Genomic DNA, 18,606 nt, shown 5'->3' with positions numbered 1-18,606 from the left:
AGCTGACTGAAATGCCAATTTTTTTGAGAGATTGATGCTTAATAATGAGGTATATTTGATTAATATGCTAACCAGATATAATACAATACTTTTAATATTTGTTCCTCTTTTATTGGGCCTGCAAAAGAGTAATGCTCAAATAAGGGGAAGTATCTGGGATACAGAAGGGATTTATAAGGTTCCGGACTATAAAGTTTTAACGAAGGATTCAGTGATTGGAATCGTTTATCAGGGATTAAATTATAAAGGACATCCTAAAAATATATTTGCCTATTATGCCAGTCCGGGAACTTTAAGCGGTGATCCGTCAAAAGATAAAAACTTGCCTGCAGTGGTATTGGTTCATGGGGGCGGAGGTACCGCATTCAAGGCTTGGGTAATGCTATGGGCTAAGAAAGGTTATGCAGCGATCGCGATGGACTTGAGAGGGAACGATGCAACAAAACAACATATCGCCGGTGGTTTTGAAGAGCCTGCTGGCCTGACACCTTACTTTACTATTACTCAGAATTTAAATGAGCAATGGATGTATCAGGCTGTAGCAGATGTAATTATGGCCCACAATTTAATCAGAAGTTTTAAAGGAGTTGATAGCAACAGAACAGCGTTGACAGGGATCAGCTGGGGTGGTATCATAAGTTCTGTCCTTGCGGGAATTGATAACAGGTATAAGGCGGTAGTTCCAGTTTATGGCTGCGGTTACCTGTTTCAAAATAGTGGCATGAAAAAAGACCTGAATACAATGGATGTGGAGAGCCGGGCAGTATGGGTCAGACAATATGATCCTTCCCGGTATATCGGAAAAGCAAAAATGCCCCTATTATTTGTCAACGGCACTAACGATGGACATTTTTTCCTGGATAGCTATGCAAAAACATATCAGCTTGTAAAGAATAGAAATCTATCAATAAAAGTAGGGCTAAAGCATAATCATAGCTACGGGTGGGGAAATGAGGAAATTTATTACTTTATAAATAGCTACATTAACGGAACAGAACCATTGCCGAAGTTAGGCCGCATAGAAATTAAAAAAGATCAGGTCACTGCAAAAATTAAAAGTATTGTTCCTGTTGAAAAGGCTTATTTGAACTACACCACTGATACCAATCAGATATTGAAAGACCGTAAATGGGAACGTAAAGAAGTCACGATAAAAGACAGCAAGGTTTCATTACCTTTGGTCTCAGACAAAATTACAATTTGGTATTTGTCGGTAACAGATAATAGAGGCCTTCAGGTATCTGGCGAATTAAACTGGGCAGTTGTCCATTAAAAGACTTAAAATTAAGTACGTTTTAATTTATGTTGTATAACGAATTAAGTGACGAGGAATTGGCTGAACTTCTTAAAAAAGGAGATCATAAAGCCTTCAATGTCATTTTTGATCGTTTTTATGGTTTGCTGTTTGTTCATGCCTGTAAATTGCTGAAGGATCATGATGAAGCAAAAGATGTGGTACAGGAGCTTTTTGAAAAACTGTGGAACCAGCGTGAAACCATTTCATTTGAACGTAGCTTATCGGCTTATTTATATTCATCTGTCAGAAACCGTATCATAAACCGTATTTCCCACTATGCGGTAGAACATAAATACATCGATTCTCTTAAAAGCTTTATAGTCCATGATAATTATTTTGCGGACTACCGGGTAAGGGAAGGGGAAATGAGGAAAATGATTGAACGTGAAATTTCCGCCTTACCTGCCAAAATGAAGGAGGTATTTGAGTTGAGCCGACGTGATTACCTCACTTATAAACAAATAGCCGTAAAGCTTCAGATCTCAGAACAAACAGTTCGTATGCATGTGAAAAAAGCATTGCGTATACTTAAACCCAAACTAAGTATCATTGCTTATCTCTTTCTATACTTTAATATTTAATAGGCTTTAAATAGCTGTGAATAGACAAAATAGGCTTTAATATATTTTTTTATTTTTTATTAAAAATAAGTACCCCATACCCCCCGGGTTCCCTGTCTTAATAGCATAAAGTAAAATACCAAATATATTGTATGCAAACGGATCCGAGAAAACTGTTAGAAAAGTATAAGGCAGGTCAATGTTCTGAAAAAGAAAAAGCACTTGTAGAAAGCTGGTACCTGGAACTGCAGTCTGGAGAAGAAAGCCCCTCTCATACCGTGATTGAAAATACAAAGGATAAGGCGTGGAAAGAGCTCAGCATGCATAAGGGACAAAACCTTAACACAAAACGATTGTATAACTCAGTTAAAGTCGCTGCTACTGTGGCTTTTGTGTTGATTTCTGCCGCGCTTTATTTCCGCTCCAACTTTTCAGTTGAGCAAACCAGTAGGCCTGCAAACACAAAAAACGGAGAAATTAACCCGGGGGGCAATAAAGCTTATTTAACCCTTGCGGATGGTAAGAAAATATCGCTTACTGATGCTGAAAATGGAACCATTCAGCAACAGATGGGGCTGAAGATCAGTAAAACTAACGATGGAACCCTGGTTTATGAAGTTGCCAAATCTGGGCTTCAGGAAAAGAGTGGAAAGGCCTTGTATAACACTATCGAAACACCCAGAGGTGGCCAGTACGAGATCAATTTACCCGATGGTACAAAGGTTTGGTTAAACGCTGCATCTCTACTTAAATATCCGACACAATTTTCTGGTAGTAAGAGGATTGTGGAGCTTGAGGGTGAAGGGTATTTTGAGGTGGCAAAAAGTAAAAACCAGAAGTTTATTGTAAAAACAGATAACCAGGAAGTAGAAGTTTTAGGTACACATTTTAATATCAATGGTTACAAAGACGAAGCTACCGTAAAAACAACTTTGCTGGAAGGAGCAGTGCGTATATCCCTGTCAACAGGTCAAAAAGAAGAAGAATCTAAGCTACTTAAACCCGGACAGCAAAGTGAAATGTCGGGAAAAACGATCGACATACGAAGTGTAGATACAGAAAATGTAATGGCCTGGAAGAATGGGGACTTTATTTTTAAAGGAGACGACTTTAGCAGTATCATGAGGAAAATAGCGAGGTGGTATGATGTAGATGTAGTGTATAAAGGGGATTTTGAAGATTTAAAATTCGGTGGCTACATTTCGCGTAGTAAAAATATTTCTTCTGTACTGGGTATTATGGAATCTACAGGAAAGGTAAAGTTCAGAATTGAAGGAAAAAAAATTACAGTTACAAAATAAACCAAAACCAATAATTTAAACAGCATGAAAAAGAAAGCCATTACACAAAATTCATCATAGTCCCGTTAAACCCTGAAAATTACTGCAGTATGCAGAATGAGTCAAAAAAAACCGGAAGTGCTTCGAACCACTCCCGGTAAAATGGCTGGGATTACCCTCAAACAGTTAATTTTTCGTTTAACCCAACTTATCAAATGTATGAACTTTTACAAACAATCTGTATGTAAGCCACCCGGCTATGTACATAAAATCCTGTTGATAATGAAATTTACATCAATTTTATTAATCACGGCTTTTTTGCAGATCGCTCAGGCATCGAAGGCCCAGAGAATTACGCTAACGCAAAAAAATGCGACACTTGAACAACTGTTCAAAGAAATAAGAAAACAAAGCGGGTATGATTTTTTCTTTGACCTGGAAGATATAAAAAAGGCAAAAAAGATAGACATCTCTGTCGCCAATGAAACCATTGAAAAGGTTTTGAACAGATGCTTTGAAAACCAGCCTTTTACCTATGTCCTGAAAGACAAAACTGTGATCATCAGAGAGCAGGTAAAACAAAATGGTCCACAGGGAATACCTCTTACTGTTCAGCAAACCGTAATAAAAGGGAAGGTAACGGATGAGAAAGGTGGTGCTTTGCCAGGCGTAAGTATAAAAGTCAAGGGAAGCAAAACCGGGACTGTAACCGATCAGAGTGGAAATTACTCACTTACAGTTACTGAAAACAATGCAGTGCTTATTTTTAGCTATATAGGTTACACGATTCAGGAGGTTGCAAGTGAAGGTAAAACCAACATTAATGTTGTGCTGAAAGAAGAAAATGCAAGTTTGACTGAAGTCGTGGTAGTGGGCTACGGAACACAGAAAAAAGTGAACCTTACCGGTTCTGTTTCTACTGTTGCTGCACAGGAGTTGATTAAAAGGCCCGCACCAAATGCCTCTGTATTATTGCAGGGAAAAGTACCAGGCTTGCAGATTATTCAGAATTCAGCACAACCAGGACTTGAAAATCCATCTATACAAATTCATGGGGTTGGAACTTTTGGTGCAACGGGTAACAATCCGCTTGTACTCATTGATGGAGTTCCTGGTTCCCTGAGCAATATCAATCCGAATATGATAGAAAATATTTCGGTATTGAAAGATGCTGCATCTGCTGCTATTTATGGGGTTCAGGGTGCCAATGGCGTTATTTTGGTTACCACAAAAATGGGTACACAGGGGCGAATGAACATTGAGTATTCGTATAATTATGGAATACAAAAACCAGCCGGTGTACCTGATCTGATCTGGAACTCCGCAGAGTTCATGGAACTTAGTAATGAGGGCATTAACAGAACCGGTCAAAACATAGCAAAGCGATATAGTCAGGAACAAATCGACGCCTACAGAAATGGTAACGGTTCAGCACAGTTTCCGAATACCAACTGGACAGACCTGATGTTTAAAAACGCCAGTATGCAACAACATTTTTTAAGTGTAAATGGCGGCGAAGGTAAAACTACCTACAATTTTGGGTTGGGCTATCTGGATCAAAAAGGTATTCTCATCAATACCGGTTACAAGAAATACAATGCCTCTTTGAATTTTAAAACCAAAATGAACAAGATCGTGACTTTTGGTAGTAACATTAACTTCATGCAAGGCGATAGAAGAGATCCGGTGGACAATGCTGAAAACCTGGTATTAAGTATTTATGCGCAGCATCCTTTATGGAGCCCTTATTTACCTGATGGTAGTGGAAGGGTGGTAAGCAAGGCGTACGATTTTGAAACGACCAATCAAAATGCTTACGCAGTAATGCAAACCAGTAAAGACCTGAACAAGGAATATGGTATTTCGGGCATCAGTTATCTGAATTTAAACCTTGCGAAAGGGCTGGTTGGCGAAATCAGAGGTGCTGTTCGTTACAATACTGACAGACAAACGGCACAGCGTATCCCGTTGCCTACGTTCTTATTTCAGCCTGATAACCAGGGAGTATATAAACCACAGCAAAATTATCTAGGTAATTTTATAACATTGCGTAAAACGCAGCAGGAATCAGTCAACTATACAGCTTATGCTACCTTAAGCTATGATGAGACTTTTAACGAAAAACATCATTTTACAGCAGTAGGCGGGTACAACCAGGAAAACTTTAATTATGAACAGCAGGCCGGCTTCAGAAGAGATTTTCCATCACCAAACCTGCCAGATCTTAATGCTGGAGGAAATGATGCCCAGACTGCAAATGGTTATGCTTACCAGTGGGCATTACAATCTGTATTTGGCAGGGTTAACTATGCTTTCGACGAACGTTATCTGTTCGAAGCAACAGTACGTTATGATGGATCTTCAAGATTTAGAGCAGGTAAACGCTGGGGAATGTTCCCTGCATTGTCGGCCGGATGGAGAATTTCTCAGGAAGCATTTTTAAAAGATTCGGAATGGATCAGTAATATTAAACTACGCGGTTCATGGGGACAGTTGGGTAATCAGAATATTGCCAATTATCCTTATCAGAACCTTTTGGATTATGGTAACTATGTTTATGATATTCTTAATACTGGTGTCGTATCGCAAAACTTATCAGACCCTAATATTACCTGGGAAACAACTACTGCAGCAGGTGTAGGTCTTGATTTTGATTTCTTTAAAGGTAAGCTGACCGGTACTTTTGATTATTTCAATAAGAAGACAAAAGATATTTTACGCGTTGCACAACTCCCTGATTTTGTAGGAATGGGCGCACCGACGGTTAATTCCGGAGCGATGAAAAATACCGGATTTGAATTCATCATCTCCCATAAAAACAAAATAGGACAGGTTGGTTACGAGATCGGTGCTAACTTTTATACGTACAAAAATACAGTAACCAAATTTGGCCCTGAAGAGATCCAGGGTAATAAAATCCGTCGTGAAGGGCTGCCATGGAACTCCTGGTATATGCTCGACTGGATAGGTGTTTTCCAAAATCAGGATCAGATCAATGCTGCGCCAAAACATCAGAATAGTCCAAAGCCGGGCGATTTAATGTTTGCGGACCATAGCGGGCCTAATGGTGTGCCGGACGGGAAGATTGATCCTTTTGACAGGATAGTTGTTGATGGACAGCATCCCGATTTCAATTATGGTTTTAACCTGGGGCTGGAATACAAAGGGTTCGACTTGTCCGCATTTTTTCTGGGAGTAGCCGGAAGAAAAGTATACACCACTGATTGGGGGTATGGGGCATTTAGACAATGGTCGCCACCACCAACATTTTGGCGTGATCGCTGGACGCCTGAGAATCCTACCAATAAATTACCGGGTATGTATGTAGATACTTATGCGCCAATTACTACTGCTTCCTCATTTTGGCTTCAGGACGCTTCTTATCTGAGACTTAAAAACCTGGTGGTAGGCTATACGTTTAAAAACGACTTTATAAAGAAGATTGGTATGCAGAACCTAAGACTTTATTTTTCTGGTGATAACCTGTTTACCATCAGTGATTTTGTCGGAGATCCGGAACGCGTAATCCTGGACAATACCAGCGGCCGTTTTGCTATTTATCCGCAGGCCAATGTATATACCTTCGGAATTAAAACAACATTTTAAACTTAGGACGATGAAAGTAAAATATATAAAATATACACTACTGATAGTTTCGGTAATGGGTTTTATGGGTTGTAAAAGTGATTTTCTTGACAAACAGCCCACAGATAAATTAACGAATGAGGTATTCTGGACATCAAAAAAAGATGCTGAACTGGCGCTTGCAGGTTGCTACAGTACTTTGCGTACACCTGCATTTGCTATCGATGCCAGTTCTTTCTCTTCCATGCAGTTTGAAAGTCTTACAGATAATGCCTATAGTAATTCCACACTGGATAACTATACCGATATTTCGAGAGGAGTGCTTACTTCCGCAACAGGCGGAATACAATCGCGCATGTGGGTGGATGCTTACCGGGGAATTGCCCGTTGCAACTGGTTTTTAGGAAATGTTGACCGGGTACCAGGATTAAGCGTGACGGAGAAGAACCTGATGTTGGGGGAAGCTTACTTCCTGAGGGCATTCTTTTATAACGAGCTAACTATGGTGTACGGTGATGTGCCCCTGGTAACAGAGGAATTAGGTTTTGGGCCCGATGTATTCAAAATTAAAAAATCGCCAAGGGCTGAAGTAGTCGCTAAAATCATTAAAGACCTGGACCTGGCCAGCACGGGACTCCCGAATACCGCATATACAAACGGACATCCTGTAAGAGGATCTGCATTAGCTTTAAAAGCCCGTATATGTTTGTATAATGAGATGTGGCCGGAGGCTGCAGCGGCAGCGAAGCTGGTGATTGATGAGAAAAAATTCTCTATCGCCAATAGTTATCAGGGTATATTTTACGGTGCCCAGGCCAATAATCCGGAGATCATCTTTTCAATCAAAGCACTAAGCCCTAATGCGACACACAATATGGACTTGCTTTATGGTTCACGGTTCGCAATGGTGCCTTTGCACAGTCTTGCCGATGCATATGAAATGAGCGATGGTACAAAGCCCGTTGCGCCGATTGTTCCGTCTTCTTACGATCCGAATAACAGAATGCGGAACGACTTTTACCAGAACAGGGATCCCCGTTTAAAACTGACTATTTATACGCCAGGCGCAACATGGGCATATAACAAAACTATCGGTTTTAATAATGTGGATAAAGGTAAGGCAGAATCACCTTCAGTAAATAATCTCGGCGTTCGTAAATACATCAATATCAATGTGGAGGACGGTAACTCGGGGCCAACAGGAAGTGAACAGGCGATGGTTAAACTTCGCTTTGCGGATGTTTTACTCATGTATGCTGAAGCGATGACAGAGATCGGCGGGGGAACAACCACAGATGCTACCGCATTAAAAGCGTTGAACGATGTACGGGCGAGACCCGGCATTAATATGCCGGCAAAAGTGGAACTGACACGTGATCTGGTACGGAACGAGCGTAGGGTAGAACTGGCATTTGAAGGCTTAAGATACTTCGATATCAAGAGATGGAAAATCGCGAAAGCAGTAATGAACGGCTTTAAAGATCCGGGTAATGTAACCCGAGTATTTGAGGATAAACATTATTTCTGGCCAGTTCCACAGTCAGAAGTAGATAAAATGGGAATTGATTTCCAGAATCCGGCCTATAGGTAAGGATACTTAAAATATCAAGCTGAACGGAATAATCATTAACTCAAAAAGATTAATTATGAAAGTACGTCCAATAATTCCTGGAATTTATTTCTATTTCTTATCGTGTTTTCTGGTTTTAGGATCAGGAACCGGAGTGATTGCGCAAACAAATGGTTCCGGGCAAAAATTGTCGAGGGCCGATTGGGGAGCAACAGAAATCAAAGTAACGCAAGCCAATGGACAATGGCTGATCAATGGCAAAAAACAGCAGGTGGAACTAAAGGAGGCTGATCTCCAGCTAGCTGTTAAGGCTGGCAAGGAAAACTGGTCGATGGTACCTTCTGCTGCGAACGACATGGAGGTTAAAGTTCAGGGTAAGACACATAAAATTAGGCTGTCTGATGCAAAAAATAAACAGATTAGCTTTTACGATACCGGTTATAAAACCGGGGTACAACTTACGCTTCAGGGCTGGCCGGGTATTGACCTTAAATTGTATTTGACTATTTGTCTGGAAGGTGATGAAGAAGATTTAGTATTCGATATCGCTGCAGAAGAACATAATGCTGTGGTCAGAGAATTAAACTGGCCGACAGCGCTTGACGCCGGAAAGATAGATTGTACGCTGCTCAGTAATGTAAGAGGCGTTTTGCTACCTCGAAACTGGCCAAAAGCTTATCATCCTATCCGGACTTCTGACCCGGACGGCACAATTACAAAAAGTGACAGAAGTGAATTGCAAAGCAATGTAATTGAAGATTGGTGTATGTCGTGGTGGGGCTTCCAGAAAGGTAAATCAGCCATGATGGTTATTGTTGAAACACCTAATGATGCAGCTTACCAATTTAACCATCCTGCCGGTGGCCCAACTGTAATCGGGCCACGCTGGAGACCGCAGTTAGGTAAACTAGGTTATCCGAGGACAGCAAGAATGTGTTTTTTTCAGGAGGGAAACTACGTAGATATGGCTAAGCGATATCGTAGTTACGTCATCAATACCGGCCTTTTTGTATCACTGAAGGATAAAATTGCAAGGAAGCCAATCGTTAAAGAACTGATTGGTACCCCCATTATCCGCTCGAGTATTCTGACTAATTATCTACCGGAAGGGGCGAGGTGGAAGAGAGATTCAACAACAAGGTATAAGATGGTGACTTTTGACCAGCGTGCTGAAGAATTTCGTAAGTATAAAGCGATGGGGCTGAAAAGTCTTTGTGTCGTGCTTACCGGATGGCCAAATTTAGGTTACGACAGGCAACATCCTGATGCCATGCCCCCGGCGCCCACTGCCGGTGGGTGGGAAGGAATGAAAAGGCTTGCTGAAACATGTAAAGAATTGGGGTACTTGTTTAGTCTGCACGATCAGTATCGTGATTACTACCTGGATGCGCCGTCCTATAATAAACAGTTTGCTATTCATGCTGAAGATGAACGTAGTAAACCAAATGTGTTTCCCGGTACGCGGTTTGGCGATAGCAAAGAAGGTAAAATCCCTTTTATGGATTACTGGGATGGAGGGAAAATGGCTTATCTGAGCGGCCGGTTTATGACAGGACATTTAAATAAGAACTATCAGTGGTTGTTTAAACACGATATTTATCCACAGGGCAACTATCTTGATGTGTTTGGTTATGTGCCTCCCGATGAGGATTTTAATCCTCAACATCCGTCAACCCGAACCGATGGTTTGAACGACAGGATAAAGTGTTACAACTGGTCGAGAAATAACCTTGGCTTTGTGGGAACGGAAACGGCCTGCGACTGGACTATTCCTTATGTAGATTTTTCTTCACCATTAAGCGCAAAAAATGGGATTACCCTGCCGCTTTGGGACCTGATTTATCATGACGCAATTCTCACACCTTACCATCCGGATGATTTGCGTGGGCTATTGTACGGTGGAACTCCCCAGGTTTCCTTCAACAAGGGAATAGAGGAAAAAACGATAAAGCTGATTGATCGCATGACCGAAATGAGCAAACGGGTAGCGCTGCTGGAAATGACGAATCACGAATTTTTAGACAAAAACTATAGGAAAGAACGCAGTACTTTTTCTGATGGAACTACTGTTACGGTAGACTGGGATAAAAACACTGTAGATATATCACCTGAATTACAAACGAAATGATCAGAAAAATATTAATAACAGGAATTTGCAGCCTGCTTGCAAATATGTCGGTGCAGGGCCAGTCGCCCAGTGTGGCGTCAAACAATCAGATTTCTTCGCTATTAAAGGTCGATTATAAAAGCCTGGTGTCAAGAGCAGATCTGGATTATACGGAGCCTGTAAATAAAAGCGAGGCCGGAATTCCGGTAGGTAATGGTACTATGGGAAGTCTTTTCTGGACAACGCCCGCGCAGTTAAAAATGCAGGTAAACAGAGTTGATGTTTTCAGTTCAAATTCTGCAACCAATAACTTTTTTCAACGCAATACAGAATATTGTGGCGGAACCGCTTTCGCTGACCTTGATTTTGGTACTTCCGTTTTCAATAAACCTGATTTTAAGCAGCATTTATCCTGCTATGAGGGGCTTGCCACGGCAAACGGAAAAGGTATACAGACCAAAGCCCTGGCCTGGAACAAGGAAGATGTAATGGCGGTGAACATCAGTGATAAAAGAGAGGCCAGTGCTTCATTTATGGCTACTCTCAGAATGCTCAGAATGCCGGTTACCAATCGCGGGAACCACAGTGCGGTTTCGAAAATCAGTATTCAGGGACGGTATATTGTATTGACGCAGGTATTTAAGGAAGATAATTACTATTGTGCTTCAGCGGTGGTTATGGGGATTGAAGGAATCCCGGTTACCACCGAAATAGCTAATGAAACTACTGTCAGGTTGCTGTCTACCTCAGGACAAAAGGATTTTACAGTTTATATTGCCAGTGCGGCCAGTTTTGATCCTTCAACGGATTTGACAGCTGAAGCAATCAAAAAGCTGGAGGATGCGAAAAAGCTGGGATTTGATGGTTTACATGCCTCTAATAAACAATGGTGGACTGATTTTTGGTCCAAGTCCTTTGTCAGTCTTAATAGTCCGGATGGCGAAGCTAATTTCGTTGAGCAGAATTATACATATTACCTGTATGTGATGGCAGCTAGCTCAAGAGGAGATTTTCCAACTAAGTTTAACGGGATGTTATGGACAACCGGGGGCGACTTGCGTAAGTGGGGCGGAGCTTTCTGGGGAGCCAATCAAAGCTGTCTCTATAATGCTTTGTTTCCAACCAATCACCTGGAACTGATGAATCCGATGTTTAAACTTTACACCAACGCCTATTCAAGTTTTGAGAAAAGTGCGGCACAGCAATGGGGAAGTAAAGGTATTTATATACCGGAAACCGTAAGTTTTGATGGTGTCGCGTCGCTTCCTGAAGATATTGCTGCTGAAATGCGTAAGCTCTACCTGAAGCAAAAACCATGGGCGGAACGGACTCAGGAATTTATTGATTATGCCGAAACCAAACAACCTTTTCTGAGTCGCTGGAACTGGCGAAAGGATACTACATGGGTTGCAGGAAGATGGCCTGTGGCGAATAGAGGAGAAGGAGCCTATAGTCCGGTGAACCATATTTTCTCCAGGGGCGCGAAAATTGCTTACCAGTATTGGCAACAATATGAATATACCCAGGATCTCAATTGGTTAAAAGAACGGGCTTATCCGATGTTGAAAGGAATGGCTGAGTTTTATCGTAATTTTCCCAATGTAAAAAAGGAGAAGGACGGTAAATATCATATTTATCATGTAAATGATAATGAGTCGATTTGGGGGGGGCATAATACGGTGGAGGAAATTGCTTCCATGAAAGGTATATTCCCGACCCTGATCAAAGCATCTGAAATACTTGGACTGGATGAAGATATGCGGCCGGTTTGGAAGGAGTTTTTAGACAACCTTTCCCCCTTTTCCACCAATAAAAATTACCCTGATATAGCCGGACAAAAGGAATTCTGGGTAGGCGCTTTACCACCCTTGATAAAAGGGAACGGGCAACGTAAACCTGATGGCAATACAATGCCAGTATGGTTTTTTGATCTCTGCAACCTGGAATCAGACCCCGGTATGCTAAAAATTGCACAAAATACTTATGATGGGTATTTTCCAGATGGAATTAATAAAAGTGTATATCCATATGTACTGTCCAAACTCCCGGCGGCAGGTGCAATGTTAGGCCGTAAGGATGCGTTGAAATATTTGGTGCCAAACCAGATCAGACGAGATCCGGCACATGAAGTGATGGCTAACAGGATGGATGTGAGCGAAGGGTTTTATACGACAAACATTCAGCGTTTAGGACGGGCGGCCGATGCGCTACAGCTGGGCCTCAATCAAACTGCCCCGGCAAGTCCCGGTGGCGATCTGATTATGCGTGTTTTTCCGGCATTTCCTGCTGACTGGGATGCAAAATACACGATGCTTTCCCGAGGTAATTTCCTGGTTACCTCTTCTATTAAAAAAGGGCAGGTCGAATTTGTAGAGCTGCGTTCTCAGTCGGGAACAACGCTTAGGATAAGAAATCCATGGCCGGGAAAGACGGTGGTAATTTACAGAAACGGAAAACGTGAGCAGAACAAAAAGAATGACCTGATCGTTCTGGATACTCAAAAAGAAGATCATTTGGTTCTTGTTGCTAATGGTAAAACACCTGATCAGTTTAAACAATCCGTAAATTGATCTCTTGTTAAGGATTAAGAGAAACTAAAGACCATAACTTAACCGTCATCCGATATAAAATAATTGAAATCGAATAAAAGAATGAATAGAAGAACTTTGAAACACCGTATCTACAGTTTTCTTACACCTGCTTTGTTTTGCGTATTAACCTTTCCGGTTTATGCGCAAACTATGGACGAAATGTGGGAAGATAAAGCTTCAGGAAAACAACATCCAAATATACAATGGTTCAAAGACGCCAAATTTGGTATGTTTATCCATTGGGGATTATATGCGAAACTAGCGGGAGAATGGAACGGAAAACGGTACTACGGTAGTGGTGAATGGATTATGAACCAGGCGAGAATCTCTGTTAAAGACTACAGGAAGGTAGCAGAGGGTTTCAATCCTGTAAAATTTAATGCTGACGAGTGGGCCGGGCTGGCTAAGGATGCCGGTATCAAATACATGGTTATTACAGCAAAACATCACGAAGGTTTTTCAATGTATGATTCTAAAGTAACAGACTTCGACATTGTAGATGCTACACCATACAAAAAGGATCCAATGAAAGCGCTTGCCGCTGCGAACGCAAAACAAGGAATTCAGTTTGGCTTCTATTACTCTCAGTTCCAGGATTGGTATGAACCTGATGGTGGCAAGAATACCTGGGATTTTGATGAGTCAAAAAAGGATTACCAGAAATACTATCGGGAAAAGGCTATTCCACAATTAAAGGAACTTTTAACAAATTACGGTCCCTTAGGTATCGTATGGTTCGATACGCCAGGGGGAATGACAAAAGAGCAAACCCAGGCGTTTGTTGATGATCTGCGGGTTTTGCAACCGAAAAGTTTGTTTAGCAGCAGGGTGGGCCACGGTTTGGGAGATTACAGGGATTTTGGTGATTCGGAAGTTCCTTCAACTCCAATTAAAGGCCCATGGGAATCCATTTATACGCACAATGACTCCTGGGGCTACATCAAACACGATATGAATTTCAAAACGCCGGACGAAATCATCAGGTTGTTGGCAAATGTGGCATCAAAAGGAGGAAACCTTATGCTGAACGTCGGACCAGACGGTGAAGGAAATATTCCCGAGTATTCAGCTAAATTCTTACGTGAAACAGGAAAATGGCTGCAAAAAAACGGAGAGAGTATTTATGCTTCTAGCTATGGCCTTATTCCCGCACAACCCTGGGGCGTAAGTACTTCAAAACCTGGTAAACAATACCTTCATGTATTGAACAGACCTGCGAATGGCAAACTACTCATCCCGGATTTTAAAGGTAAGGTAACCAGGGTTTCCAGTTTAGCAGATCAAAAACAACTGAACTGGAAACGTGAAGGAAATGATATCTGGATTGATTTACCCAACTTTAGTATCGATGCTGCAAATACGGTGTTTGTTGTGGAGTATTCAGGGAAAATCGCAGATTATGATTTGAATGTTCCTGTTACAGTGTCTAAACAGTTTAAGGTAAACGACGTTGAGGCTGTTTTTGCAAAGACAAAGGGCAATAGTAAGATTCAGAGTCTTACTTATAGTCACTATTATGGCGACTGGAAACATACGACCTGTGTAACAGATATGAAAGACATTGCCGATCAGGCAGACTTTAATATTCATATCATTGAACCAGGTGACTATAAAGTCACACTCCAATACTCCTGTTCACCGGAAAGTGCAAAACAAGAAGGTAGTATGAAAGTTAACGGACAGGAGTTTTTGTTCCGTTCTCTCCGTACCTCCGAATTTGATAAAAAAGCACCATTACCATTTATCAATCACACGGTGGCTACTACAACATTTTCGAAAGGGGGGCTGTATACCATTTCTATTCATCCGGTACAAAATGGGAAGGAGCTGTTTAAGCTAAAGTCAATTTTGCTGGAACCCGTAAAATAAATGGAGTAAAATCAATTTTCTATTAAAAAGTACCTTTAAAGGGTGAAATTTAAGAATTTCACCCTTTTCTTTTAAGATTTTACCCCATCTCTTGTTTCATTCAAAGCTACTTTAGCCTTACCAAATATAATGCATACAGGACATTTTTTGTCCTGGACCTGTAAAGCTAGATGAGCCATGAACAAACTTATTCTTACCGGTCAGTTATATTTTAAGCAAGATTTCACCTAACTAAATATAATGACCATGAAAGCACAATTACTTAAAGTATCAATGGAACCTGCACAATCTTTTAGTGTTAGACAAGACCTGGAGCCTTCTATTAATAGTAAATGGCATTATCACCAGGAGATTGAATTGATCTATTTTAATCAGGGCGATGGTACCCAGTTTATAGGAGATAGTATTAAGCGTTTTAAATCAGGAGATATTGTATTGTTAGGCGCTAATTTACCTCACTACTGGAGGTTTGATGAAGCCTATTTTACAACAGATACAAAACCCGCATCAGCCGATATCAGGGTTGCACATTTCAGCGAAAACCTTTTTGGTGATTGCTTTTTGAACCTGCCTGAAAACAAACAGCTGAAAGATATTTTAGAAAAGGCAAAAAGAGGTGTAAAGGTAACCGGTAAAAATAAAGCACAGGTAGGTGCTTTAATTACTAAAATGCTGAAGGCCGAAGGAACGGAGAGAATCATTATTCTGATGCAGGCTTTAGTGGAGATTGCCAAATCAAGTCAGCTTGAAGTACTCTCATCTGTGGGTTTCCATTACGATCTGGAAATGGTAGAGAAGGATAGGATTAATGATATTTACGACTATACTTACGCCAACTTCAAAAACAAAATTTATCTGGAAGAGATCGCCGAAGTGGCGAGGATCAGTCCAAATTCTTTCTGCCGTTATTTCAAATCACGTACACGTAAAACATATTCCCAGTTTTTAATAGAAGTAAAAGTAGGGCAGGCCTGTAAGTTGTTAATAGAGCACAGCTTAAATCTTAAACAGGTTTGCTATAACAGCGGCTTCAACAACTTCGCGAGTTTCCATAAATGTTTCAAGAAAATAACGGGTAAAAGTCCGCTCTGTTATCAGAAAGAATTTGTGAGCGCCTGTGCTTAAATAACATGCTTTTTTTGACAATAAATGGGGTTTTATTTGCCAATATAACTGATGAATAAGGTAATTGGGGAAAGTAAAAACCAAATGTGAATTGGCAATTTAGCAATATTAAAATGAGCGTCTAACCAAGTATATTTTAAGTTACATTATCAAGAAGTGAAGAGAACGAAGCTGGTATTATTTTTAGGATTGCTCATCTGCAGTCAGTACACAATTGCGCAACATAAACAGAGATTAATCAATGACTGGTCGTACTTAAAAGGCGATTTGGGTGGGGTCTGGGAAGCGATAAGACCGGTTAAGGACGGTAATCCGGAAAGTGTTCCATTGTGGCAGGATGTTAAGCTACCACATTGCTTCAATGCGCTGGATGCTGTAGATCCTGATGTGAATTATTACCAGGGACCAGGTTGGTACCGTACACAAATTGAGGTTAACAATCCATATAACAATGGTAGGACGCTTTTACATTTTGAAGGTGCGGGACAGAAAACCCAGGTATATGTATACGATAAAAAAGTAGCAGAGCATGTTGGTGGGTATGATGAGTGGACGGTAGACATTACGGATGTGGTAAATGAATTTAAGAAAACTGAAGTTTATCAAAAACAATTCAAAGGTAAGGTCCCCCTGCAGATCAGATGTGACAATTCACGTGATCTGGAAATGATTCCATCTGACTTATCAGACTTTAATTTATATGGGGGATTATACCGTTATCTTAACTTGGTGTATACCCCTAAAGTAGCCATAGATAAAATATTTGCACTGGCCAGTGTGGATAGCAAAGGAGCCTTAGGAAAGTTGAGTATTTCTACAAGATTGTTGAATCCAACACAAGTTGATACTGTTTCCCTTAAAGTGACGGTTAAAGATCCCGATGGAAAGGTAGTTGGTATCTGGGAAAATCAATTAAAAGCATTTAATGGCGATAAACGCCTTTGGGAAACCAGCCTTAAGAATCCAAAACTATGGTCGCCCGAAACGCCAAATCTTTATACGGTAGAAACCAGCGTCACTGTAAAAGGAGATATCCATGTACTGGAGGAAAAAGTAGGGTTCAGGAGTTTTGAGTTTGTTAAAAAAGGCCCTTTTATGCTTAACGGTAAACGTTTATTGTTAAGAGGGACACATCGTCACGAAGATCATGCGGGTGTAGCTGCGGCAATGACCGAAGAAATGATTGTGCAGGAGATGAAGATGATGAAAGAAATGGGCGTTAACTTTATTCGCCTTGGGCATTATCAGCAGTCAAGAATTGTTCTGGATCTATGTGATAGCCTGGGAATATTGGTTTGGGAAGAAATACCATGGTGCCGTGGTGGACTCGGAGGCGACATTTATAAGGAGCAGGCAAGAAGAATGCTCACAAATATGATTGAGCAACATTATAACCATGCGTCCATCATCATTTGGGGATTAGGAAATGAGAATGACTGGCCGGGCGATTTCAATGTGTTCGACGAACAAAAGATCAGAACATTTATGAAAGAGCTGAATGACCTGTCGCATCAGTTAGATCCGACCAGAAAAACAGCGATCAGAAGATGTGATTTTTGTAAAGATATCGTTGATGTTTATTCTCCGTCCATTTGGGCAGGTTGGTACCGTGGTATCTATACGGAGTACAAGGAAGCATCTAAAAAAGAATTTGAGCGGGTAGACCATTTTCTACATGTGGAGTGGGGAGGTGATAGCCATGCAGGCCGTCATTCAGAGAGTCCGGATAAGGCTTTGAGTTTGGTGCAGACAGGTGTTGGTGCAGATGAAAGAGATGGTGATGCGTCTTTATTTGGAGGAAGTGCCAGAGTTTCGAAGGATGGAGACTGGAGTGAAAGTTATATTGTCAACTTAATTGACTGGCATTTAAAAGAGCAGGAAAATATGCCCTGGTTAAGCGGTACGGCCTATTGGCCTTTTAAAGATTTTTCAACCCCGGTCCGTCCAGATAATCCTGTTCCATATATGAACCAAAAAGGAGTAATCGAGCGTGATTTCAAGAAGAAAGAGGCCTTTTATGTTTTTCAGTCGTATTGGACAGCAGCGCCTATGGTTCATATTTACGGGCACTCCTGGCCGGTTAGATGGGGTGATGCCAATGAACAGAAAATGATTAAGGTTTACTCCAACTGCACGGAGGCAGAGCTTTTCCTGAATGGTAAAAGCATGGGAAAAAAGAAAAGGAATAGCCAGAGTTATCCTGCTGCAGGTTTACGCTGGATGGTTAAATATGCAGAAGGGGAGAATAAAATCAAGGTGGTTGCTAAAACTAAAGATGGAAAAGAAATTACCGATGAAATTACACAGCAATATCAAACGGCAAAATGGACTAAACCAGCCAGATTAGTATTCGAAAAGATTTCTGAAAACAATGATGTCGCTGTATTGGAAGTGAAAATGGTTGATGGGAACAATATATTGTGCCTTGATGCACGGGACTATGTAACTTTTGGATTAACAGGCGATGGTAAACTGATTGATGATCAGGGTACATCTGATGGCTCAAGAAAGGTGCAGCTGTACAATGGAAGAGCAGTGATTAGCGTAAAACTGAATAAAGGAAAGAATGTAGCAAGTGTAAAAGCTGAGGGCTTGCCGGTAAGTTTTCTAACAATTAATTAA

10 protein-coding genes are annotated in these 18,606 nt (G+C 41.0%); all 10 read left to right on the top strand.

Going from position 1 to position 18,606, the window contains the following annotated elements:
• The first annotated feature begins 64 nt into the window (after nt 1–64).
• Nucleotides 65–1,273 carry an alpha/beta hydrolase family protein gene (locus R2Q84_RS02620; protein WP_316814969.1) on the top strand — a complete coding sequence of 403 codons (1,209 nt, stop codon included), beginning with the start codon at nt 65–67 and terminating at the stop codon, nt 1,271–1,273.
• A gap of 29 nt (nt 1,274–1,302) precedes the next feature.
• On the top strand, nt 1,303–1,878 hold the full coding sequence (locus R2Q84_RS02615; protein ID WP_316814968.1) for an RNA polymerase sigma-70 factor: 576 nt from the start codon (nt 1,303–1,305) through the stop codon (nt 1,876–1,878).
• A 131-nt stretch (nt 1,879–2,009) separates the two neighbouring features.
• Nucleotides 2,010–3,158: a FecR family protein gene (locus R2Q84_RS02610; RefSeq protein ID WP_316814967.1), complete on the top strand. Its 1,149-nt coding sequence runs from the start codon at nt 2,010–2,012 to the stop codon at nt 3,156–3,158.
• A 261-nt stretch (nt 3,159–3,419) separates the two neighbouring features.
• Nucleotides 3,420–6,743, top strand: a complete 3,324-nt coding sequence (locus tag R2Q84_RS02605; RefSeq protein WP_316814966.1) for a TonB-dependent receptor — start codon at nt 3,420–3,422, stop codon at nt 6,741–6,743.
• 10 nt (nt 6,744–6,753) lie between these two features.
• A complete protein-coding gene (locus tag R2Q84_RS02600; protein ID WP_316814965.1) occupies nt 6,754–8,313 on the top strand; it encodes a RagB/SusD family nutrient uptake outer membrane protein in 1,560 nt (519 codons plus the stop codon).
• A gap of 55 nt (nt 8,314–8,368) precedes the next feature.
• Entirely contained in the window at nt 8,369–10,420 is a 2,052-nt protein-coding gene (locus R2Q84_RS02595; protein WP_316814964.1) for a DUF5696 domain-containing protein, read from the top strand.
• A complete protein-coding gene (locus R2Q84_RS02590) occupies nt 10,417–12,969 on the top strand; it encodes a glycosyl hydrolase family 95 catalytic domain-containing protein (protein ID WP_316814963.1) in 2,553 nt (850 codons plus the stop codon). The genes R2Q84_RS02595 and R2Q84_RS02590 overlap by 4 nt, the downstream gene beginning before the upstream one ends.
• An 81-nt stretch (nt 12,970–13,050) precedes the next feature.
• A complete protein-coding gene (locus tag R2Q84_RS02585; protein WP_316814962.1) occupies nt 13,051–14,859 on the top strand; it encodes an alpha-L-fucosidase in 1,809 nt (602 codons plus the stop codon).
• 246 nt (nt 14,860–15,105) lie between these two features.
• Nucleotides 15,106–15,984, top strand: coding sequence for an AraC family transcriptional regulator (locus R2Q84_RS02580; protein WP_316814961.1), 879 nt, complete (start codon nt 15,106–15,108; stop codon nt 15,982–15,984).
• Nucleotides 15,985–16,140: 156 nt separating this feature from the next.
• Nucleotides 16,141–18,606, top strand: a complete 2,466-nt coding sequence (locus tag R2Q84_RS02575) for a glycoside hydrolase family 2 TIM barrel-domain containing protein (protein WP_316814960.1) — start codon at nt 16,141–16,143, stop codon at nt 18,604–18,606.

Source organism: Pedobacter nyackensis (assembly GCF_032678475.1).
Classification (GTDB): Bacteria; Bacteroidota; Bacteroidia; order Sphingobacteriales; family Sphingobacteriaceae; genus Pedobacter; species Pedobacter nyackensis_A.
The sequence above is the reverse complement of the archived record's forward strand: the minus strand, read 5'-3'. Positions and strand labels throughout refer to the sequence as shown.